Below are 22,629 nucleotides of genomic sequence, written 5' to 3'. Positions count from 1 at the left end.
GTTGAAGTAGGTATACTAGTAAAAAACCGATTTCAGGAGTGATTTACATTGTCGGTTGCAAGCGGCAATCCACAGCATCATATTCGGATCGGCGTCGTCGGTTCGCAGCAGATTGTAGAGCAAATTTTACGCATTCTTGAGTCCTTTCCTTCGTTTGCGCCTGTTTCCCGCATTTTTGTGCATGAAGACGAGGCACCGGCCTTGACGGGCGAAATCGCCGCGGACGTAGAAGTCATTTTATATTCCGATCCATTGGCCCACCGGAAGGTGAAGGACGCAATGAATGTTGCCGTTCCGACGCTTCATATTCCAATTACGGGATCGGGTTTATATAAAGCGCTGTTCTTTGCCGGGCGTTCGGGCATGCTGGAGGGCGGCATCTCCGTCGATACGCTGACGGAAACGATGGTTGTCCGGGCATTGAAGGAGCTGGAGATTACCAGTGTGCTGCCAATCATTTATGATGGGCCGCCGTATGCTTCCAGCGACAAGCTGCTTGCCTTTCACAAGGAGCAGGTAGAGCGGGGGAGCGCGCGAATCGCCTTCACCGGGGTCGGATCAACGGCACGGGCCTTGACAGAGCAAGGCATTCCGGTTCAATGGCTGGTGCCTTCTGATCAGGAAATTGTCGTGACGCTGGAGCGGGCGCTTCTGTCGACGGCATCCCGCAGAAGCCGGGAGGCGCAAATCGTCGTCGGTATGATCAATGTCGACGATTTCGGCCGTGTAGCATTGAAGCACAACAGCGAGCACGAGGTGCAAAAGCTGAAGCTGGATATTCATCGCATGGTGCTCGATTACGTCGAGTCGCTGGACGGCTATTTGACTCATTTGGGCGGGGATGAGTATTTGTTTTTTACGACACGAGGCATATTCGAGCGGGAATCCGGCGGCTACAAATCGATTCCGCTGGCCAAAGATATGAATAAAACATATGGCGTGTCTTTAAGTATCGGGATCGGCTTCGGCCGTTCTGCGAGCGCGGCAGGCACGAATGCCCGGGTAGCGATGCGCAAGGCGAAGGAGGTCGGAGGCAACACCGGCTTTATCGTCCGCGAGGACGGGACGTTGATCGGTCCCTTGGAGATGGCCGAGCCGGTCCAGGAGGTACTCTCCTTTACAGATGCGGAGCTGATCAAGCGGGCTGAGGATGCCGGCATGACCAGCGCCTATTTGAGCAAATTGCTGCATAACCGCGCCCATCACGGCAAATATGAGTATATGGTGCACGAGCTTGCCACTTTGCTGGGCATTACGGTTAGAAGCGCCCACAGGCTGCTGCTGAACTGGATCGACCATGGCCTTGTTGAGGTGGCGGGGATGGAGAAGGTGCCGCGCGGGCGGCCGCGGCAAATTTTCCGCTTTGCGTTTTTGCAGAAAAATTTATAGGGGCGCGGGCAGGGCATGGGGACATGTCCTGTTTGTGTTTTTTGGAGCAATAACGGATCATATGTCCGCGCACGTCATCTCAGTACCGCTTACTTCCTGATATTCGCATTTCCTTTCTCTATCCGATCAACCAAATCGTTCAGCTTCTCTCTGTAGCCTGCCTTAAGACCGTAGAAAACGCCAGTATCGACAATTTTGAAAAAGCCGCCGCGTCCGCCGAATTCAAGCGAAATCTTTGAACTATCCTTCAGGTTCAAATCTAGCTGGCAGTAGTAATCGGCAGTTCCATTTTCAGGGGGCGGCTCTGAATTATTTAAGATATCTGCGATCGTTGCAACATCTTCAGCTGTCTCGATCAAGCCGGAAGGTATCCCCTTTTCCGGTTCGCGGTAAATCGTCACACTTGCAATATCCTCTTCATTGACGTGGAAGGGGACGAGTATTTTTTCCGCGACATCTTTAGCCGGTTTGGCAGCATTGGGCGGCGCAATTGATTTGTTACAGGAAATAAGCACGAACGAAAGCAGCACGATCAACGAAATACTCAGAAATCTCTTGTCATAGTTCATCATGAGCTCATCATCTCCTTATGTGCTAAACGGAGAATACACATTAAATGTTACAATTTCAGCACGTCTGTTGATTATCCAAATACATAGAGCTCAACCTTAAATGCTGATCTCGAGTTCCTTTTCCCCAAAACTAACTGGATTTTATGTAGGTATCTACGCCAGAACAGACGGATTTTGCAGTCTAACTGGAAATCATCCAGCTAGTTTGGGCCAAATCGAGTCTATCCATCTCTAACTCCCATTCTAACTGTAGGTTTTCCATCTAGTCCGGCTATCTGACGAACAAAACATAAAACCAACTGTAGAAAATCCATTTAGTCGGCCAATCTACAAATTTTTTTCTTTCACAGCCCATATTGTGGCTATGGGGGCAGGTATGATTGGTAAGCTCCCCGCAGCAATGCAAAGCAATTTAAAGACAATTAAAAGATTTGTCTTTTAATATCATTTACACGTATGATGGAAATGTAAAGTTACTTGAGAGGGGAAGAGCGGAAATGAAGACAGTTGCAGAGCTTGAAGCAAAGTTAGCAGAGCCGTCTGAGGCACTAATAGAGGATTTACGTTCAGTTGAAGGCGATATTATCGTATTGGGTGTCGGCGGTAAAATGGGACCGAGCTTGGCCAGACTGGCTGCGAACGCTATCCGCCAAGGCGGTTTGAATAAGCGGGTCATCGGCGTCTCGCGCTTTTCCAATGAAGAGGCCAGAAAGGAATTGGAAGACGCAGGCGTGGAAACGATTTCTTGCGATCTGCTGAATGATGAGCAGCTAAATGCATTACCGGATGTGCCTAACGTCATTTATATGGCCGGTAATAAATTCGGTACAACGGGCAAAGAGTATTTTACATGGGCGATGAATGCTTATTTGCCAGGCCGCGTAGCTGAAAAATATAAAAATTCGCGCATCGTTGTTTTCTCATCCGGCAATATTTATCCGTTTCTGCCGGTTTCGCATGGCGGTGTAAGCGAATCCACGCCGCCGGAGCCGGTTGGTGAATATGCGCAATCGACCCTTGGCCGCGAGCGGGTATTTGAATATTTTGCGCGTAAAAATGAAACGCCGATGCTGATGTACCGTTTGAATTATGCGATCGATATGCGCTACGGCGTCTTGCTGGAGCTGGCAAGAGCAGTAGACGAAGGCCGTCCGATCGACTTGACGATGGGGCACGCCAACGTGATTTGGCAGGGCGATGCCAATGAGATTGCGCTGCGCTGCCTGACGAAGTGCTCGACACCGCCAGAGGTGCTGAACGTAACCGGCTCGGAGACGATGTCGATCCGCTGGGCGGCGACTGAGCTGGCGCAGAGAATGGGCAAAGAAGCGCTGTTTACCGGTACGGAAGCGGATACGGCGCTGCTCAGCAAATCAAGCAAAGCGAACCAAATGTTCGGCTATCCGCGCGTATCGCTGCTGCAAATGATCGATTGGGTGGCAGAGTGGGTCCAGAATGGCGGAGAAACTTGGAACAAGCCGACGCACTTCCAGGAAAGAAAGGGGAAATTCTAAGTGAGCGAAGCAAAGAAAACACTGTCTCCCGAGTTGTTTAAAGCCCTTCATGAAGGGATGGTTATTCCGGCGCATCCGCTGGCACTGGATGAGAACCGCAAGCTTGACGAGCGCCATCAGCGTGCATTGACGCGTTATTATATGGCTGCAGGCGCTACGGGCATCGCTGTTGGCGTACACTCGACACAATTTGAAATTCGCGACAAAGGCATCGACCTATATGAACCAGTTTTGCGGCTGGCTGCAGAAGAGATAGAGAAAGCGAAGCTGGATCGTCCGTTCATTAAAGTAGCGGGGATTTGCGGGCCGACGGAGCAGGCGCTTGCAGAAGCGAAGCTTGCTGCCGAGCTTGGTTATGATGCCGGCTTGCTAAGCATGGGCGGTTTGGCTAATCTGAGCGAGCAGGAGATTCTGGATCGTACGGCCAAGGTAGCGGCGGTATTCCCTGTTATCGGTTTCTACCTGCAGCCTTCGGCCGGCGGCAGAATTTTCACCTATGATTTCTGGCGGCAATTTGCAGAAATTCCGAATATCGTGGCCATCAAAATGGCGCCATTCAATCGTTACCAGTCGATCGACGTGGTGCGCGCAGTCTGCAACTCCAGCCGCCGCGATGAAATTGCACTTTATACCGGAAATGACGATAATATTATTAACGATCTTTTGACGACTTATCGTTTTACAGTGAATGGAGCGATTGTCGAGAAAAAAGTCGTTGGCGGCCTGCTCGGCCATTGGGCGGTTTGGACGAAAAAAGCGGTTGAGCTGATGGAAGAAATTAAACGCTGCCGCGACAATCGTGAAATCCCGCGCGAATGGCTCACCTGGAACGTACAGGTGACAGATACGAATGCGGCGTTCTTTGATCCGGCGAACGGTTTTGCTGGCTGTATTCCGGGCATTCACGAGGTGCTGCGCCGTCAAGGGCTGCTTAAAGGCACCTGGTGCTTGAATCCGAATGAAGTGCTGTCTCCGGGGCAAGCGGAGGAAATTGACCGGATGTATCGGGATTATCCGCATTTGCATGATGACGAGTTTGTAGCCGCGCATTTGCAAGAATGGCTTGCTGATTAGCAGCATTGATGAACGGGGGAGGCCGCAATGCGGTTTAAGGATGTATTTTCGATTATCGGGCCGAGCATGGTCGGCCCTTCCAGCTCCCATACAGCGGGCGCAGTACGAATTGGGCGTGCTGCGCGCCGCATTTTTGGCGAGCTTCCGGATCAGGTGGAAATTAAGCTTTACGGTTCATTTGCCGATACGTACCGCGGGCATGGGACGGATCTGGCGCTGGTTGGCGGTCTCCTTGACTATGAGACTGATGATATGCGCATTAGGGATGCGCTGGAGCTGGCTGATCAAGCGGGCATGGCGGTCACGTTTGCGACAGGCTCGAATATGTCTGTTCATCCGAATACAGCGAAGCTGACGCTGCGGCGCGGCAGCCGCGAGGACGTGGTGACAGGCTCGTCAATCGGCGGCGGCAATATTGAGCTGATGGGCGTGAATGGTTTCGATGTGAAGTTTACGATGAATTACCCGACGCTGCTTGTGTTTCATCAGGACCGCCCGGGAATGCTGGCGGATATGACGAAGATATTAGGGAGCGGCGGGGTTAATATCGGTTATATGGACGTGGACCGCAAGGGCAGAAGCGGCGATGCGCTGACCGTGATCGAGACGGATGAGCCTGTTTCAGCTGAACTGATGGCCCAAATCGATCGTTTGCCCGATGTGACCCGGGTATGTCTGGCGGATTTGACAGGCGGAGAGGTGAAGAGATGAAATTCTCAACATTGCAGCAATTAATTGACTTTTGCCGGGAAGAGCAAGTGTCAATTGGCCAGCTAATGTTAAATGAGCAGGCAAAAGAAACGGGCAAAAGCCAGGAAGAAACGTTTCGCATGATGGCAGATTACTACAATATTATGAAGGAAGCCGTTCGCAGAGGCATCGAGGAGCCTGTCCCCTCGCGCAGCGGTCTGACGGGAGGAGATGCAGGCCGCGTTCATCAGTACATGGACAGCGGCTTATCGTCGCTTGGCGAAGAGGCGTGCCGGGCGCTGGCCTATGCTTTGTCCGTGTCGGAAGTGAATGCCTCGATGGGGCGTATTGTCGCCACGCCGACCGCAGGCTCCTGCGGCATCATTCCCGGCGTGTTCGTCAGCTCGCAGCAGCGGTTTGGCTGGGATGACGAGCAGCTTGTCATGGGATTGTTCGCCGCGGGTGCAATCGGTTACGTAATCGCCAACAATTCCTTTATTTCAGGAGCCGAGGGCGGCTGCCAGGCTGAAGTCGGTTCGGCAATCGGCATGGCTGCAGGCGCGTTGACCGAGATGCGGGGCGGAACGCCCGAGCAAGCTGTGCATGCTGTAGGCTTGGCGCTCAAAAATTCGCTTGGTCTCATTTGCGACCCGGTAGGCGGCTTAGTGGAAATTCCGTGCATCGTCCGCAACGGCTTCGGCGCAGTGACGGCGCTGGCGGCGGCCGATATGGCGCTGGCTGGCGTAAGAAGCGTCATTCCGTCCGATGAAGTGATCGGGGTCATGCTGGAAGTGGGAGCGGCCATGCCTGCCAAGCATCGCGAGACGGCACAGGGCGGCTTGGCGCAAACGCCAACAGGCAAGCGGATCATGAAAAACTTGTATGGAAATCGGAAACGTAAGCAGCAGAAGGAGGAGGAGCATAGCAATGACAACAATAATTGAAGCGGGAGAACGGCTTGCCGGGCAGTTGGTTGCGTTTCGCCGCGATCTGCATCAATTTCCCGAGCTCAGCTTTCAAGAATCCGAGACGGCGGCCAAGGTAGCGCGCGAGCTGGAGCGGCTGGGAGTCCCTTTTCGCACCGGGGTAGGCGGTCATGGAATTGTTGCGGACATCAAGGGGGAGCAGCCCGGTCCTGTCATTGCACTGCGGGCTGATATGGACGCGCTTCCAATCGAGGAAGAGTCCGGCGAGGCCTTCTCCTCAACCCGTCCAGGGGTTATGCATGCTTGCGGCCATGATGCGCATACCGCCATTTTGCTTGGCGCCGCAGAGCTGCTCAAGGAGCGGGTCACAACCGGAACGGTGCGGCTGCTATTTCAATCGGCCGAGGAGATCAATGCCGGGGCGAAGGCGATGGTGGCCGAAGGGGCGCTCGAAGGTGTAGACGAGATCTATGGCCTGCACAATGGCCCCAATTTGCCGGCGGGAGTGGCGGCGACCAGATATGGCTCTTTGATGGGCTCGGTCGACCGGATTGAAATATCGATAGAAGGCAAAGGCGGGCACGGGGCGATTCCCGATCAAAGCATCGATCCGGTTGTATGCGCATCGGCCATTGTGATGGGCTTGCAGACGATCGTCAGCCGCGAGCTGTCGCCATTTTCGCCTGCAGTCGTGACGATTGGCAGCATTCAGGCCGGAAATGCGAACAACGTCATTCCGCATCGCGCAGAATTAACGGGCACTGTCCGAACTTTTGCGCCTGAGGTGCAGGCAACAATGAAGGAGCGGATCGCCCGGATCGTCCGGCAAATTGCCGACGGCTACCGCTGCAAGGCCGAGCTGCGCTATATCGAGCAGGTGCCGGTGCTGGTCAATCATGATCAATGCGTTGCTCATGTGGAACGCGTCATTGAACAGATGATTGGCGCCGAGCGGCGGCTGGATTCGGAGCCGACCTTGGCAGGCGAGGATTTCTCGATCTATTTGAATCATGTACCGGGCTGCTTCTTCTGGATTGGCTCCAGTCCGCTGGACAATGCCGAGCAGTCTTACGGGCTGCATCATCCGAAATATACGCTTAATGAGGCTTGTATTCCATTAGGAGCATCTCTGCTCGCAGAAATTGCGCTGCAGCGATTGCATTGGGGGGAGTTATCCAATGATTAAAATCGGCATGATCGGACTCGATACGTCACACGCGATCTCATTTACCAAGCTGCTGAATGATCCGGCGAATGAGCAGCATATTGCCGGAGGCAAAGTAACGGTCGCTTACCCGGGCGGTTCTCCGGATTTTGCGTTAAGCATTGATCGGGTTGCCGGCTATACGCGTGATATGCAAGAGCAATTCGGAGTGAAAATTGCCGATACGCCAGAAGCGGTAGCCGCTGAATGCGATGCTATCCTGCTTGAATCGTGCGATGCCCGCGTCCATCTGGAGCAGTTTCGGCGGATTGCGCCGTATGGCAAACCTGTCTTTATCGATAAGCCGCTCGCTTTGCGCGGAGAAGAGGCTGTGGAGATCGGCCGGATTGCCGCTGAGCATAAGGTGCCAATTATGAGCTCTTCCTCCTTGCGTTACTCGCGAACGGTGAAAGCGGCAATCGCCGGGGAAGCGCGAGCGACTGTACTCGGCGCCGATGTGCAGGGCCCGATCAACATTGAGCCTACGCAATCGTATTATTTCTGGTATGGCATTCATCTGGCTGATACATTGTTCGCAATTATGGGCAAGGGGTGCAAGGAAGTAACCGCTGTATCGACAGAAGGCCACGATGTTGTCACCGGCAAGTGGAGCGACGGGCGGATTGGCACGATGCGCGGCGGACGCGGCGGCGTCTACCCGTTCGGCGCTACGATATTCCAGCCTGAACGGACGATCCATTGCGATTCGCAAGGCGAGGGCTTCCCGTATTATGCCGATATGCTGCAGGATGTCATGGCGATGTTCAAGTCCGGCAAGCCTGCGCTTGACTGGGAAGAGACAGTGGAAGTCATTCGCTTTTTGGAAGCGGCAGAGGAAAGCCGGAGAAAAGGCGTTACGGTTCAGTTGGACTGACAAAAAACAAGCCCTCCAGCACCGGCAGGCAATGGTGCTGAAGGGCTTGTCCTTGTTCTGGGCAGGCGATGGTTAAGCAAGAGCTTCCCCGTTGATTTTGACGCCGTCCACTATCGTATCTCCCCAAACGGGAAGCAAGTCCGTTTCTCCCGTAAAACGGCTTCCAGCTAATGAGCTGAAATGAAATACAGCCCCTTCAAAGCTGCATTCCTCAAATCGGCAATGCATCAACATTACGCCGTGAAATTTAACATCAGTAAAACTGCACCGTATAAACGATACGTCTCTTGCTTTTGCTTTTCTTAAAGTACTTCCTGTAAAATCGCAATCCTCAAATTGCTCGCTAATACTGGCATTATTCAAATTTGCCCCGCGAAACGAACAATGGCTGAATTGACGTGTCACATACCTTCCATCCAGCTTAACCCCATCAAAGCAACAGTTCGTGAATTTTGAGGTGTTCAGACTCGCAGCCTCCACGAAACGGGCATAAGACAGATCCACTTTCTGTACAGTCAGGTATTGAATCGTCTCTGTCAAGACGGCTCCCCGAAAATCCTCTAGCCCGGCATCTGTCTGTCCAAAGGGTGAAGAAGGAAAGGAACGGTCTTTTTTGTGCAGGTTTTGTTTGCCTGTAACAGCACCCAATGCCTGATTCGCTTCAGCCAGTTGCTCAGCGTCCCATCTTGCAATCATCTGCTTCTTGTTCAATATGATAACCTCCTCATCACACCGATGAAATGCAGCTTCATAAGAATTGTGATGAACAATATTCCAGTTTCAATTCAGGACAATATTTTATCATATGAAATAGCCCTATTCCATCCTCATCCGCTTGTACTGCCGCAGCAGCCCGTCATCGTGTAGCACCATCCAGTCTGCAAGTGCCTGACGCATGTTGGCGAGCGTGTCCCGACAGCGATCGTTGCCGATCAGGTTCGTCATTTCGTACGGATCGGCTTGCAAATCGTACAATTCGTCCAGATCGCCGCAGTTGAACACATACTTGTAGTGTCCTTTGCGGATCATGCGCTGGGTAAACATCGCCGCTTCCAAGCCGGCTCCTTCCGTGACGATGCTCTCTGGCCAGTCCTCGACCGCCGCTCCCGCAAGCATCGGCGCGAATGAACGGCCATCCGTTCCTTCCGGCGGCGCACCCGCACCGGCCAGATCGAGAATCGTGGCGTGGATGTCGCATGTGCCGACAAAGCTTTTTTCCGTGCGCGTACCCCTCAGACTGGCGGCCGGTTTGACAATCAGCGGAATGCGGCAGGTTTCCTCGTACATGAAAAATGATTTGTCGCACAGCCCGCCGTGGATGCCCAGCGATTCGCCGTGATCGGCGGTGAAAATAATGACGGTATTATCGTAAAGATCATGCTGTTTTAAATAGGCGATCAATCGTCCGATTTGCTCATCGATGCTGCTCATGAATGCATAATAGTGCTTGATGTAGGGGACAAAATCGGCCCATTCGGTCGTATTGCCCCTCTTGATGCTGTGGATGGAAGGCTTGTCCGCACGGTCGTCGTAAAAATTCGGCCATGGCTCAAGCTCTATGTCGCGGTACAGATCAAGGAAACGTGTCGGCGCGATATAAGGCTCATGCGGTCCCCAGAAATTGAGCGAGAAGAAAAACGGCTTGTCGCGCCGGCGGAAATCATCGATATAATGGATCGCCCGCTCAGTCAAATAATATTCGACCGTGGACTCGATCGGCGAAGTGAGCTCAGACGCATAATGCCATTCGAAATGGCCGCTTACCTTGTTCTCTTCCTGCCACGTCAATCCGTTGTCCGCCAAATATTGACGGAACTGCGCATAGTTCATTCCACCGCCGCCATGACCGGCAAAGTCGTCGCCTTCATAGCCGACATCGGTCGGCAGCGATCTAATTCCGGCGGCAATGTCGGGAAACCGTACATGAGCGAGATTGCCGCGCAAATATTCGCCCATCTCCGGCCCGAAGCCGAGATGCCATTTGCCGGTGTAGCCAATGCTGTACGCCTGCTGCTCCAGCTGGCGGCTGAGCAGCCGCGGACTGTCCGGCAGCTCCTGTACCATGCTGCCCATGCCATAGTTATTCGTCTGCATCCCATGCTTGAACGGGTACAGCCCTGTTTGCATGGAAGCGCGCGCCGGGGTGCATACCGGACAACTGGTGTAAGCGTTGTCGAACACGACGCTCTCTTCCGCGAGCCGGTTCAAATGCGGGGTTTGGCAAATTTGCCCGCCGTAGCTTTTTAACGTATCGACCCGCTGCTGATCGGTCTGGATAAACAAAATATTCGGCCGGCTGGGTTCGGTTTGTTTATTGCTCATCGTATAGCTCCCTTTTTAAGTTTGATCCACTCGCACGAAATCGGCGCATTGCCCCGATCAAGCCTCTCCCGCAGCTAACCCTGCGTACCATTCGCGCACATCGCGTTCCAGGCGGGCGGCTAACTCCGGATGAGCGTCCTTCAAGTTGACGCGCTCGCCAGGATCTGCCTCCAGATCGGACAGATGAACTTCATCCGGCTGCGTCCGGTCGAAATCCAGCTTGCCGCCGATCACAAGCTTCCATTTTCCTTCGCGAACGGCCAATTGGCTGCCATACTCCCAGAAGAGCTGCTGATGCGGGGTAGCCGCTCCCTCAGTCACCATCGCGACAACGCTGGTGCCGTCGATCTCGCCAGCGGCCGGTACATCCAGTCCGGCAAATTCGAGCGCCGTCGGAACGAAGTCGGCCATCATGCCGATTTCGCTGCATACCTGACCGGAAGGAATACGGCTAGGATAGGTGAGAATGGCCGGCTCGCGAATGCCGCCGTCGAACAGGCTGGCCTTATGCCCGCGGAAAATGCCGGCGCTGCCGCCGTAGTACACATCTTCGGTGCCATCCAAATAGTTGCGCGCTTCCGAGGAAGGGCCGTTGTCGCTGGAGAAGAAGACGATCGTATTGTCATACACGCCGGCCCGCTTCAAAGCGGCCGCGATGTCGCCTACACCGTCATCGACGGCCGAAATCATTGCCGCCATCAATTGGCGGTCGCGCGGCAGATGGCTGTACCGCTTCATATACTTGTCCGGCGCATGCATCGGATAGTGCGGCGCATTGTAGGCCGCATACAGGAAGAACGGCTGATCGCGGTTCTGTTCAATAAATTCGACCGATTTATCGGTGATGATATGCGTCATATACTCGCCGTCGCGCCACACTTCCTCGCGATTGCTCCACAGGTCGTGCACCGGATTGACATGCGGCACGCCCCAATAAAAAATGTGCGAGTAGTAGTCGATGCAGCCCGCATGGAAGCCAAAATAGTCATCGAACCCGCGCGCATTTGGTTTGGCGTCAGGCGCCGAGCCGAGATGCCACTTGCCGTACAGCGCCGTCCGGTAACCGGCGGGCTGCAGGCGTTCGGCCAGCGTTTTCGCTTCCGGCTTCAATCCTCCTGTTCCCCGCTTTCCGCCCAAGATGTGGCTGACGCCGGCCTTTGCCGGATAGAGACCGGTCAAGAGCGCGGCGCGGGAGGGGGAGCACACCGGAGAATTGGAATACCAGTCAGTGAAGCGTACCCCGTCAGCTGCCAGCGCATCAAGATGAGGGGTCCGAATAACATCGGACCCGTAGCAACCCAAATCGCCGTACCCCAAATCGTCACAGTAAATAATTACGATATTCGGCTTTGTCATCGCGATCACACCTTTTATTTGTTTTGATTCCAACGATCGTAGGCGTCTTGGTAAATTTTCAGCATTTCGTCAAGCCCCATCTTGTTGATTGTGCTCACGTAGTCATCCCATTTTGTGAACGGCTCCTGACCGACGACGAATTTTGCTTCCATTTGCTCAACATATGTCTTGATGTCGGTTTTCACTACATTTAACCGCTTCTGTTCTTCATTCGTAAAATAAACGTCAGGATATTCCCGCTGCGCATAAGGATTCAGCTTTTCATCGACCATCTTGTTGAAATCGAGCCCTTTGCCGTTATCCCGTTTTGCGTCAAACTCGCGCTCTTTGATGAGCGGAAGCTGTCCTCCGACGTCCGGCGTAAGCTTGGCGCGGTACTCCTCCGGGGTCACGCCTTCGGGAGAAACGAACGTCCACTTCGTCTTGGCGTCGTCGAGCCATTTGTAGCTGTTGCCCAGGAAGCCGAGCCGGCTGCCTTCATCCGAATACAAATAATCGACCCAGCGCATCGTGGCTTCCGGATATTTGTTCTGATTCGTGATTGCAAACGTGCCGCGGCGGATGCTGGAAGCGCGCAGCGTCAGCTTTTCGCTGTTGAACGGGCTTGTCAGCGGCGCGAGCATCGGATGCTTGTAGTTGTCTTCCGGCTTGTCCACCTTCAGCACGAGATCGGGCGCCGAGCCGACGAATGTGCCGACCAGATTTGAGTTCCCTTTGGCCGCCATTTGCTGGGAAGTCTGCACGAACATTTCATTGTCGAGCAGCTTTTCCGAGAACAGCTTGTTCAGATAGCTCAAATATTCCTTGTATTCGTTTTGCACCGGGTTAAAGCGCACCTTGCCGTCCTTCACTTCGACTTCGCGGCCGAGCAGGCCGAATGCCGGCAGCAGCACGCCTTCAAGGTTGTCCAGCTTCACGGTGGACATAGGAATTTCGTCAGCTTTGCCGTTTTTGTTCAGATCTCCGTTCTTGAATTGCTTTAGCAGCTCGTAAAATTCGTCCGTCGTCTCCGGAAGCTTCGTAATCCCCAGGCTTTCCATCCAGTCCCCGTTCAGCCACAACCGGTTCGGCACGAACGCGCGAGGCTGATCGATAATGAGCGGCAGGGCATAAATATGGCCGTCCATCGTCGTGATCGACTTTTTAATGTCCGGATTGGCTTCCATCCGCTTTTTGAAGTTGGGCGCGTATTTGTCGATCAGATCCTCAAGCGGGATCAGATAGCCCTGGCTGCCGTACGTCACTTCATCGTCCGGGGTGAGCTGCGCATTGAAAAAGACGTCAGGCAATTGGCGGCTGGCGAAAGCAAGGTTTTTTGCTTCTTGATAATTGGCCTGTGGATGCATATTGAATTCAAAATGGATGTTCGTCATATTCTCCATTTCCTTAAATAATACCATTTCGTTCCACGGACCGTGAATAGCCGCTTTGGATCCCATCATAATTAACTTTATTTTGTCATTGACGATCGGGTAGCCCTAGGCATTAAAGTTTTGCGGCTCTCCGCTTTCCCCGGCTCCTTTCTGCTCCACGTTTACTTTGGCCAAGGAGCGAAGCAGGACCGAATTTTCATGGTGAACAACTTGATGAAATTCGTCTTATTTTTTATATATTTCTACCGCTTTATCATTTTCTACATGCAGAAAAGCCTTGATATATCTAGGGTTTTTCGCTTTTTCTCTTATGGAGGCGGAGGAAATGTATTGTGGCTGAAAAGAAAGAATTTACGAAAGTTGAAAACGCTTTTACCATTAGGGGGAACTGAAGCCTATACCGGTTAAAGGACTTCGGCAACGAAATTTTCCGTGTACAATAGTTAAAAAGGGGATGGACAAAGATGACGAAAAAATGGCTAAGCATGTCACTCGTTCTGGCATTATCTGCAACGCTGCTGGCTGCGTGCGGTGGAAATGGCGGAACCTCCAATACTAAAGGAAGCGGCAATGAGAAACCAGCAAATACGAATCAGGGAACTACGAAAACAGCCGATCCCAACCAATATGGCGATACAGGCGGGGTGAAATTGCCGATTGTCGATAAGCCGACAACGATCAATTGGATGGTTGTTAGTGAGAATACAGATTTGAATGACAAGCTGTTCGTAAAAGAAATAGAGAAGCGTACAGGCATTAAAATTAATTTTCAGGCTTATTCACCTACAACCTACAACGACAAGTTGAAAGTAACGGTTGCTTCCGGCAAGCTTCCAGACATCTTTCACGGTTTGACGGCTTCCGAGCTGAAGAAAATCGGCAAGCAAAAGGCTGTCGTTGCCATTAACGATTATCTTGATATTCTGCCGAACTTCAAAAAGCTCTTTATTGATGAAAATCCATGGGTCATGAAGTCCTACGCGGATGAAAGCGGTAAAATTTACACGTGGCCGGTCGCGTACGTTAGCCGCGATGTCAATCACGGCTTTATGTACCGCAAAGACATTTTCGACAAACTGGGCATCAAAGAGTGGACAAATACAGAAGAGTTCTATCAAGCACTCAAAAAACTGAAAGAGGCTTATCCGGATTCCTACCCGGTTGCATCGAAAACGAAGGAACACATTTTTAGAGACTGGGCTTACGGATGGGGAATCAGCGGTACCAGCTACCCGGCTTACTACGACGAAGGAGCGAAAACATGGAAGTTTGCTTCCACGCAGCCGGAACATAAGGAAATGCTTGATTTTATGAAAAAGCTGTATAATGAAGGCTTGCTCGACCCTGAATTTATTACTGATACGCCGGAGTCCTGGACAGCAAAAATGACGACGAACAATAAATCGTTTGTAACGTGGGACTGGATCGGCCGTCTTGATTTGTTCTACAACCAGGTGAAAGACCAAAACCCGGAATATGATTTGCGTTATGGCAATCCGGTAGGGCCAACCGGCAATGGTGCAACCTTGTCTAAGATTAATCCTGATTTTAGCATAGCAGTAGCTAACAATGATAAGAAAGAAGCTGCGCTCAAGCTGTTGGATTACTTGGCCAGTCCATCAGGCGCAACACTGGTTACAGTCGGGGTAGAGGATGAAATCTTTAAAATTGACGAGAATGGCAAAGTAGTGTATCCGGAATTGACCGATGTGCCGCTCGTAGATATTAAGGTGCTGGAAGACCGTTACGGCCTGTGGGTTCAAGGCGTCTATGTCAACGCTGATCCGCGCAGCGTCTACTATCAATTCACTGAAAAAGAGCAAGAAGCGCAGGATAAACGACTGAAGGCGAACTCCTTCGAGCCGCTTGATCCGGTTCCGAACTTTAATGATGAAGAAACAGCAACGGTTGCGGAGCTGCAGACGGCTCTGTTGAAATCGGCCAGTGAGTTCAATGCCAAATATGTTCTCGACAAGTCCTATGGCGATGCGCAATGGGAAGCATGGATAAAAACAGCGGAAAAACAAGGCGCGACCAAGATGATCGAGATCTTTAACGCTGCCCAGCAGCGTTACGATGCCGGCAATTAATGCAGGTTGCCGCTAGCGGCAATCACGGTGGCGCCCGGGACCTGGACGTAAGGCTCCCGGGACCACCCGTAAAACTAGGCTTATGTTTTGTTATGATGCAACCCGAGGCATTCACAAATCCAAGAAGAGGTGTTCAATATGCGAAGCCGATACTTGGATGAGTGTAAAGGCGCTCAAATATTGCAGTTTGTGCAACAAATCGATGAGTGGAAGCAAGTATATTCCCGATTGTTGTATGAAATGCAACAAATCGCTCCTCTAGGGAGCTTAGCTAGCGATGATTGTTGCACAACGTACAACATTTGCCTCTATAACGGTAGAATTCGGGTTCGAATGTTGTATTTTCTACAACAATTGTACCGCAGACCTAGCAAAGAGCCGACGTTTGCTCCACAAAACTTAAGCCTATGCTTTCGAAGCGAGTTTTTGCTCAACTAACGTCGGGCAAAGCCCGCAAAAACTTTTAGGAGTTGAAAAAATGGCGCAATTAGACACTGAGCCTGTTTCGTCACCACCGTCGCGCACTTCTCCCGGCAGAATCGCCTCGATGTTTCGGCATATGAGACGCGACCGGCAGCTGTTGATTTTGTTTTTGCCCTGCCTGGCGTTCTATTTGTTGTTCCGCTACGGACCGATGTACGGAATGATTATCGCTTTTAAGGATTATAGCGTGTTTACCGGTATTTTGGATAGCGAATGGGTCGGCTTCAAGCATTTCGAGAAGTTTTTCACCAGCGACGATTTTTGGCTGCTGTTTAAAAATACGCTGACGCTGGGCGTCTTGACGCTGCTCATCTCGTTTCCTTTTCCAATTATTTTGGCCGTTTTGCTCAATGAAGTCAGATTGAAATGGTTTAAAAAATCAGTACAAACGATTAGCTATTTGCCTGCATTTTTGTCAGTTGTCATTATTTGCAGTATGTTGATCGACTTCTTGTCCCCCAATCAAGGGATTATTAACCGCTTGCTGGCGGCACTCGGTTTGGAAAAAATCTATTTTCTTATTGATCCGAACTGGTTCCGGCCGGTCTATATTCTATCGGATATTTGGACGAACGTCGGCTACGAAGCGATCATCTATATGGCCGCTATTGCCGGCATCAGTCCTTCTCTATATGAAGCTGCCAAGGTTGACGGCGCGAAGCGCTGGCATATGATTTGGTCCATTACGGTTCCAAGCATAATGCCTACGATTATCATCATGTTTATCTTGAAAACCGGCTCCATGATCCGGATCGGTTATGAGAAAGTGCTGTTGCTCTACAATCCGATGACCTATGAAGTGGCGGATGTCTTTTCCACCTATGTTTACCGGAAGGGTCTATTGGAAACGAATTACAGCTATGCTGCTGCAGTAGGCCTGTTCGAAGCGTTAGTCGCTATGCTGCTGCTCCTGACGTCCAATTATATTAGCAGACGAATGGGAGGCGGCGGATTATGGTAGCAAAAGGGCTGCGGAGCCTCTCGATTTTTCAAATTTTCAATACGATTGTGCTTACCGGGCTGGCGATCGTCGTCCTTTATCCCATTCTGTACATTACAGCGGTTTCGCTCAGCGATACAGCCTCCATTGTGCAAGGCAAAGTGACGCTGCTTCCCAGAGGGCTTAATTTCGATGCGTACAAAGAAGTACTGATGGATAAGCGGATCCCGCGGGCATACCTGAACACCATCTTTTATACAGCGCTCGGTACTTCGATCAATTTGCTGATGACGGCGGTTGCGGCGTACCCGCTGTCGCGGAAAACATTTTTCGGCCGCAATTTTTTTCTGATGGCTATTATCGTCACGATGTTTATGAATCCCGGCATTATCCCGAACTATGTGATTGTACAAAACCTGGGCCTGCTCGATTCGGTCTGGGCGCTCGTGCTGCCTAATGCGATTTGGACTTTCGAGTTGCTTATTCTGAAAAGCTTCTATGAAAATATGTCCGCTTCTCTGCGGGAGGCCGCTGTAGTCGACGGGGCATCGGAATATCGGATTTTGTCGCAAATTGTCATTCCGTTATCCAAGCCGGCGCTTGCTTCAATTGGCTTGTTCTATTTTATGGGCCATTGGAACAGCTTCTTCATCCCGATGATTTATTTGAATGACGCCACGCTGTATCCGCTGCAGGTGGTGCTGCGGGATATGCTCATTTTTGATGAAGGGAACAAAGCCAGTCTAGTCGATGCGGCAGCTTTAGCGCCGCAAGCAATGAAAAATGCGACGATCGTCTTGTCGATGATTCCTGTCCTGCTGGTTTATCCGTTCGCCCAGAAATATTTTGCCAAAGGGGTTATGCTCGGGTCGGAAAAGGGTTAAACGGATGCGGTGTGGAATATAGGTTGGAAGACATCATGAGAGGTGACACCAATGAATCGCCTGATCGCGAGCAGAGGACTGCTGCAGATCTTTTTCTCTTTGCTTCTGGTTGTCGTTATCATGTTCGGCGCCAACTATATTGTATACAAAAAATCTATTTCCGGCATATACGAGAAGGTTTCGCAAAACAATCGGCTTGTCATTAAAAACATTATTCAATCGTTTACGAACAGCTTTACGACAATCAACAATTTGATTTATACGGTGCACGGCTTGCCGTATGATCATACTTTTGAAGATGGCCGCATCGAAATGTCCGAGGTCTATACGATGCAGGACAGCCTGTCCAAAATTGTCTCATCCGTCGACTATATTGAGGATGTGATCGTTTTTTACGATCATTCGAATCTGGCTGTTACATCGTCGGGAACGAGCGACCTGAATGTGTTGTTTGATAAAAAATACAAGCATGATATCTATAATGCCAGCTACTGGCGGACGTTTGCCCTGTCGAAGCATCCGTCAACCGTCTTTCCGGCCGATACCTTTGCCAGCAGGATCGAAAACCAAAAATACCGTTACAAACGGCTAATGCCCATTCTAGACGGCAATAAAGTACGGTTATCGGATAAAAATATTATGGTTCTGGTCGATGTGGAAAAATTGCTGGCGCATGTCGATTTGAAAGCGATGATTCCAGGCGCTTCATTGATTGTGATGGATGCGAATCGCAAAACAATATTGAGCACCGACGACGGGCTGGATCTGGTCAATGTGTTAAACGATGTATACTTCAACACTTCGGATGAAGCGTCATTAACCCGCGAAAATTATGAGTACAATTTTTATAAATCGGATTACAACGATTTCATTTATATCGATAAAGTGCCTTACCAGTTTAAAAATATCGATTCCGTGACGAATCTAAGCCGGATGATTATGATCATCGCGATTATTAGCGCGGTCATCTTATCTGTCTTGCTCAGCATTTACTTGTACCGCCCGATCAAGGATATATTAGGCTTGCTTGGAAGCGGGGCGATGAAAGGCAACGACTTTTTGAAAATACGCAGCGGCATTATAAAAATTCAGGCGGAGAACGAGTCGCTGAAAAAGCAGATGGATTTTGTCGATTCGGAAATTCGCCGGGGAATTTTTTTGAAGTCGCTGGATGAGCACACCCATTCGCAAGAGTATGAGCTGCAGATGCAGAAATATTATCCGGATTTTTTCGGGGAGCGGCATTTTGTCATGGCTTCAATCTATTTGAAGGCTGTTCGGAATGTTGAGGATAGTCCTTTGCTGCGTCTTGACGAAATAGCGGAGGTCATCCGCGCCGATTTGCAGCAGTCATGCGGGCATGTTGTTGTATTTCATACGATCCAGTACCAATTTGTCGCGCTTATCGGCATGGGACAGACGGCGAGTCGCAAAGCGATTACCGATCAATTGGAAGCTTCCATTGAGCGGATCGGCGGTCTGGGGGCGCTTGGCAGCTTCTCGCTGTGGGCATGTGTGAGCAAGCGTTATGAATCGAAAATCGGCAATTGCCATGTCGCTTATGAGGAAATAAAGAAAGGCGCGCAATATCGCAGCATCAATCCGGTCCGGCGCGTAGTCGATACGGAAGAAGTACTGCTGACACAAGAGGTGCATTTTCCGGTTGAAAAAATTGAGAAGCTGTCCAATTGTCTGGTTAGCGGCAAGCTGAACGAAGGGACGAGGCTGATTCAGGAAATTGTGGCCGAACATGTGGAGCGCATGGCGCCGCATCATCAGCTGGCGCATACGGCAAAAAGCATTTGGCTGCATCTGCTCAGGCAGATCGAGATGCCGTCTGTGCAAAGCAAGGAACTGGCACAGCGGGAGACGCAGTTTTATGAGACGATAGATGAAGCGTACGGCTACAAGGAGATCGAGGACAGCTTGCTGGCGATCATTCAGTTTGTCGCGGAGAAGCAGAGCCGCGAAGAGAAAAGCAAGCTAAATCCGGTCTTTATTGCGCAATATATCGAATTGCATTATATGGAAAATTTATATTTGGATCATATGGCCGAAGTGCTGGATACGAGTCCGAAATATTTTTCGAATTATTTCAAAAAGACGTTCGGCGTCAATTATGTGGAATATTTGAACAAAGTGCGGCTATCGCATGCGCGCGAATATTTGAAGCAGTCGGATTTGAGTATTACCGAAATCGGCGAAAAAACAGGCTATATGAATTCATCAACCTTTACGACGACCTTTAAAAAATATTATGGAATCTCCCCAAGCGAATATCGGAAAAGATCCGGGGAGTAATGGAGTGAGAGGATGAAAAGAGTAACAGCGCAGCAAGGGGAAATTGTAATTGCCGACGCGGAACAAGGGGCTATTCCTTCCGGTCATGTGCGCATACGTACAGCATTCTCGGCAATCAGCCCAGGTACAGAAATGACTATATTGCGAAATTCGGCTAACCGTCAGGAAGGAATGCGCCTCGGTTATAGTGCGGCAGGTATTGTGGAAGCAATTGGCGAACAGGTCAGCGGGATCGAGGCCGGTCAGCAGGTTGCCTGTTATGGTGCTCCCTATGTCGGCCATGCGGAATATTTGACCGTGCCGTCGAATCTGGTGGCGGTCGTCCCCGAGCAAGTAAAATTAGAGGAGGCGGCTTTTGCCGGTCTTGGGGCCATTGCCATTCATGCACTGCGCACGGCAGATTTACGCTTTGGCGAATCGGCGGTTGTAGTCGGGCTGGGCATTTTGGGCCAAATGATAGCGCAAATTGCGTCGGCGGCAGCGGTACGAGTCGCCGGCCTTGATTTGAACAGCGAACGGGTGGAGCAGCTTAGACGGCAAGGTATCGCCGATGTGTTTGACGATGCGGAGCAGCTTACGCAGCGCTTGCCGGCCTTGACAGGCGGGTATGGCGTTGATACGGTCATTTTATGTGCGAGCGGTTCGGGAGAGGCGCTTATTAACCAGGCATTAACCTGGATTCGCAACAAAGGGAAAATTGTTATTGTCGGCGATTTAACGACTGAATTTTCCCGTGAGGCAATGTTTATTAAGGAGGCTGAGGTGCTTATTTCCCGCGCCGGCGGCCCTGGACGGTACGATAAAAGTTATGAGCGCGACAACCGGGACTATCCGATTGGATTCGTGCGGTGGACGGAAGGGCGCAATGTCGGCGCTTATATTCAATTGCTGGCGGAAGGCCGCATTTCGGTGGCCCCGCTTATCTCTGATGTCTACCCGCTGGCACAAGCGGCGGAGGCCTACGAGCGATACCGGAATGGGGATGCGCGGATCTTGGGCACGCTGCTGCAGTACGGAAGTTAGGGGAGAAAGCTTTACTGTAATTTATTTTGACAAAATCTTTTATATTCTGCTAGAATCGAATGGTCGGACAATTGTCCGATCATTTTTTGGAGTGTTGCGGACAATTGTCCGCAAGGCTGAGGAGGGAAACATACTTGAACGCTGCAAGTACAGAAAACCAAGGTTCCATCGACATAAGTGGAATCAAGAGAGGGCCTATTGTTGCCGCGTTGATTATTGGCGCATTCGTAGCGATCTTGAATGAGACGCTGCTGAACATTGCGTTTCCGGAATTGATGAAGCAATTCAAGATTGAGCCATCGGTTATTCAATGGCTGACGACCGTTTACATGCTTGTAATCGGCATCCTTGTACCGGTAACTGCATTGCTGCAGCAATGGTTTACGACAAGGCAGATGTTTTTATCTGCGATGATTTTGTTTCTGGCGGGCACGGTGATTTGCGGGATTGCCCCGTCATTTGAGTTTCTGTTAATCGGCAGGATTGTGCAGGCCTTTGGGACAGGGCTGATGCTGCCGGTGATGATGAATACGATTCTTGTCATCTATCCGCCCGAAAAACGCGGCGGTGCGATGGGCATGATCGGTCTGGTCATTATGTTCGGCCCGGCAATCGGCCCGACTTTGTCCGGTCTGATCATCGAGCAGCTCAGCTGGCGCTGGCTGTTTTATCTGGTCATTCCGCTCGCGCTGTTTTCGATTGCGTTTGCTGCGAAATATTTGAAAAATGTAACGGAACTGACGAAGCCGAGAGTAGACATCCTGTCGATCATTTTGTCGTCAATCGGCTTTGGCGGCGTGGTGTACGGCTTTAGTAAGGCCGGCGAAGGCTCATGGAGTGATCCGCTAGTCATTTGGACGATTACGGCAGGTGGCATTGCCCTCATATTGTTCGTTATCCGTCAGCTGATCGTGCGTGAACCGATCCTCGATTTGCGCGCCTTCAAATATCCAATGTTTTCATTGGTCACTTTGCTGCTGCTTGTACTGATGATGACCTTGTTCTCTACCATGATTATGCTGCCGCTTTATTTGCAGAAAACATTGATGATGACGGCCTTTGCAGCGGGTCTCACCTTAATGCCGGGCGGTATTGTCAACGGGTTGATGGCGCCGGTTTCCGGTGTATTGTTTGACAAATTCGGGCCGCGAGTGCTCGTCATTCCCGGTATTATGCTGGTGCTTGTCGCGCTGGGCTTATTTATTGGAATCTCTGTCGATACCGGCGTAGGCTATATTGTCACCCTGCATATTATATTGCTCATCGGCATCTCCATGGTGATGATGCCCGCCCAAACAACAGGGCTTAATCAATTGCCGCGGAATTTGTATCCGCACGGAACAGCCATTTTGAACACCTTGCAGCAGGTGTCCGGCGCGATTGGTACGGCATTGTTTATTAGCATTATGTCAGCAGGCACAAAAAGATATTTTACAACTGCCGCTAATCCGACTGAGGCTGAAGGCCTTGTGGCAGGAATGCATGACGCATTTCTGATTGCTTTTATTATCGGTTTCATTGCCCTCGCCCTCGGTCTCTTTGTTAAGAAGACCAAGGCTCCGGAGGAGCCAGTCAAGCAGGAAGGCTAATTATTTCGGAGAAGGAAGTGACTGC

18 protein-coding genes are annotated in these 22,629 nt (G+C 51.0%); 13 read left to right on the top strand and 5 right to left on the bottom strand.

Going from position 1 to position 22,629, the window contains the following annotated elements:
* Positions 1-48 precede the first annotated feature (48 nt).
* Positions 49-1,389: a helix-turn-helix domain-containing protein gene (locus tag ACFQ0N_RS09030; protein WP_379325046.1), complete on the top strand. Its 1,341-nt coding sequence runs from the start codon at positions 49-51 to the stop codon at positions 1,387-1,389.
* Between the two features lie 89 nt (positions 1,390-1,478).
* Here ACFQ0N_RS09030 and ACFQ0N_RS09025 read toward each other — a convergent pair whose 3' ends face one another.
* Positions 1,479-1,961 (bottom strand): hypothetical protein, encoded by a 483-nt coding sequence (locus ACFQ0N_RS09025; RefSeq protein WP_379325044.1) that lies wholly within the window; start codon positions 1,959-1,961, stop codon positions 1,479-1,481.
* Between the two features lie 497 nt (positions 1,962-2,458).
* On the opposite strand from ACFQ0N_RS09025, the gene ACFQ0N_RS09020 reads away from it, so the two are divergent.
* Genes ACFQ0N_RS09020 through ACFQ0N_RS08995 form a run of 6 tightly spaced genes read left to right on the top strand, consistent with a single transcriptional unit; the run spans position 2,459 to position 8,243 of the window.
* The gene (locus tag ACFQ0N_RS09020) at positions 2,459-3,475 is read left to right on the top strand and encodes an NAD-dependent epimerase/dehydratase family protein (protein WP_379325042.1); all 1,017 of its coding nucleotides are present in this window, start codon (positions 2,459-2,461) and stop codon (positions 3,473-3,475) included.
* 57 nt (positions 3,476-3,532) lie between these two features.
* The gene (locus ACFQ0N_RS09015) at positions 3,533-4,549 is read left to right on the top strand and encodes a dihydrodipicolinate synthase family protein (RefSeq protein WP_379325389.1); all 1,017 of its coding nucleotides are present in this window, start codon (positions 3,533-3,535) and stop codon (positions 4,547-4,549) included.
* Between the two features lie 27 nt (positions 4,550-4,576).
* Positions 4,577-5,260, top strand: a complete 684-nt coding sequence (gene sdaAB, locus ACFQ0N_RS09010; protein WP_379325040.1) for an L-serine ammonia-lyase, iron-sulfur-dependent subunit beta — start codon at positions 4,577-4,579, stop codon at positions 5,258-5,260.
* On the top strand, positions 5,257-6,183 hold the full coding sequence (sdaAA, locus tag ACFQ0N_RS09005) for an L-serine ammonia-lyase, iron-sulfur-dependent, subunit alpha (protein WP_379325037.1): 927 nt from the start codon (positions 5,257-5,259) through the stop codon (positions 6,181-6,183). Before sdaAB ends, sdaAA begins: the two co-directional genes overlap by 4 nt.
* Positions 6,167-7,351, top strand: coding sequence for a M20 metallopeptidase family protein (locus ACFQ0N_RS09000; RefSeq protein WP_379325035.1), 1,185 nt, complete (start codon positions 6,167-6,169; stop codon positions 7,349-7,351). The genes sdaAA and ACFQ0N_RS09000 overlap by 17 nt, the downstream gene beginning before the upstream one ends.
* Positions 7,344-8,243, top strand: a complete 900-nt coding sequence (locus ACFQ0N_RS08995) for a Gfo/Idh/MocA family protein (RefSeq protein WP_379325033.1) — start codon at positions 7,344-7,346, stop codon at positions 8,241-8,243. Before ACFQ0N_RS09000 ends, ACFQ0N_RS08995 begins: the two co-directional genes overlap by 8 nt.
* Before the next feature lie 72 nt (positions 8,244-8,315).
* Here ACFQ0N_RS08995 and ACFQ0N_RS08990 read toward each other — a convergent pair whose 3' ends face one another.
* The 4 genes from ACFQ0N_RS08990 to ACFQ0N_RS08975 form a co-directional block, all read right to left on the bottom strand.
* On the bottom strand, positions 8,316-8,954 hold the full coding sequence (locus ACFQ0N_RS08990; RefSeq protein ID WP_379325031.1) for a pentapeptide repeat-containing protein: 639 nt from the start codon (positions 8,952-8,954) through the stop codon (positions 8,316-8,318).
* Between the two features lie 105 nt (positions 8,955-9,059).
* Positions 9,060-10,565 (bottom strand): sulfatase family protein, encoded by a 1,506-nt coding sequence (locus tag ACFQ0N_RS08985; RefSeq protein ID WP_379325029.1) that lies wholly within the window; start codon positions 10,563-10,565, stop codon positions 9,060-9,062.
* Positions 10,566-10,622: 57 nt separating this feature from the next.
* A complete protein-coding gene (locus ACFQ0N_RS08980) occupies positions 10,623-11,921 on the bottom strand; it encodes a sulfatase-like hydrolase/transferase (protein WP_379325026.1) in 1,299 nt (432 codons plus the stop codon).
* 14 nt (positions 11,922-11,935) lie between these two features.
* Positions 11,936-13,294, bottom strand: coding sequence for an extracellular solute-binding protein (locus ACFQ0N_RS08975; RefSeq protein WP_379325024.1), 1,359 nt, complete (start codon positions 13,292-13,294; stop codon positions 11,936-11,938).
* A gap of 464 nt (positions 13,295-13,758) precedes the next feature.
* Here ACFQ0N_RS08975 and ACFQ0N_RS08970 point away from each other — a divergent pair, with 464 nt between their 5' ends.
* The 6 genes from ACFQ0N_RS08970 (at position 13,759) to ACFQ0N_RS08945 (ending at position 22,604) form a co-directional block, all read left to right on the top strand.
* The gene (locus ACFQ0N_RS08970) at positions 13,759-15,384 is read left to right on the top strand and encodes an extracellular solute-binding protein (protein WP_379325022.1); all 1,626 of its coding nucleotides are present in this window, start codon (positions 13,759-13,761) and stop codon (positions 15,382-15,384) included.
* A gap of 478 nt (positions 15,385-15,862) precedes the next feature.
* The gene (locus ACFQ0N_RS08965; RefSeq protein ID WP_379325020.1) at positions 15,863-16,828 is read left to right on the top strand and encodes an ABC transporter permease; all 966 of its coding nucleotides are present in this window, start codon (positions 15,863-15,865) and stop codon (positions 16,826-16,828) included.
* A complete protein-coding gene (locus ACFQ0N_RS08960; RefSeq protein WP_379325018.1) occupies positions 16,822-17,691 on the top strand; it encodes a carbohydrate ABC transporter permease in 870 nt (289 codons plus the stop codon). The genes ACFQ0N_RS08965 and ACFQ0N_RS08960 overlap by 7 nt, the downstream gene beginning before the upstream one ends.
* Positions 17,692-17,742: 51 nt before the next feature.
* Entirely contained in the window at positions 17,743-19,992 is a 2,250-nt protein-coding gene (locus ACFQ0N_RS08955) for a helix-turn-helix transcriptional regulator (RefSeq protein ID WP_379325016.1), read from the top strand.
* A 12-nt stretch (positions 19,993-20,004) separates the two neighbouring features.
* Positions 20,005-21,015 carry a zinc-dependent alcohol dehydrogenase gene (locus ACFQ0N_RS08950; RefSeq protein WP_379325014.1) on the top strand — a complete coding sequence of 337 codons (1,011 nt, stop codon included), beginning with the start codon at positions 20,005-20,007 and terminating at the stop codon, positions 21,013-21,015.
* A 167-nt stretch (positions 21,016-21,182) separates the two neighbouring features.
* Complete coding sequence (locus ACFQ0N_RS08945) at positions 21,183-22,604, top strand: MDR family MFS transporter (protein WP_379325387.1); 1,422 nt, start codon at positions 21,183-21,185, stop codon at positions 22,602-22,604.
* Positions 22,605-22,629 lie beyond the last annotated feature (25 nt).

It is taken from the genome of Paenibacillus sp. GCM10027626, from assembly GCF_042676285.1.
GTDB lineage: Bacteria > Bacillota > Bacilli > Paenibacillales > Paenibacillaceae > Paenibacillus_Z.
Note: the sequence above shows the minus strand (reverse complement) of the source record. Positions and strands in the feature narration are given on the sequence as shown.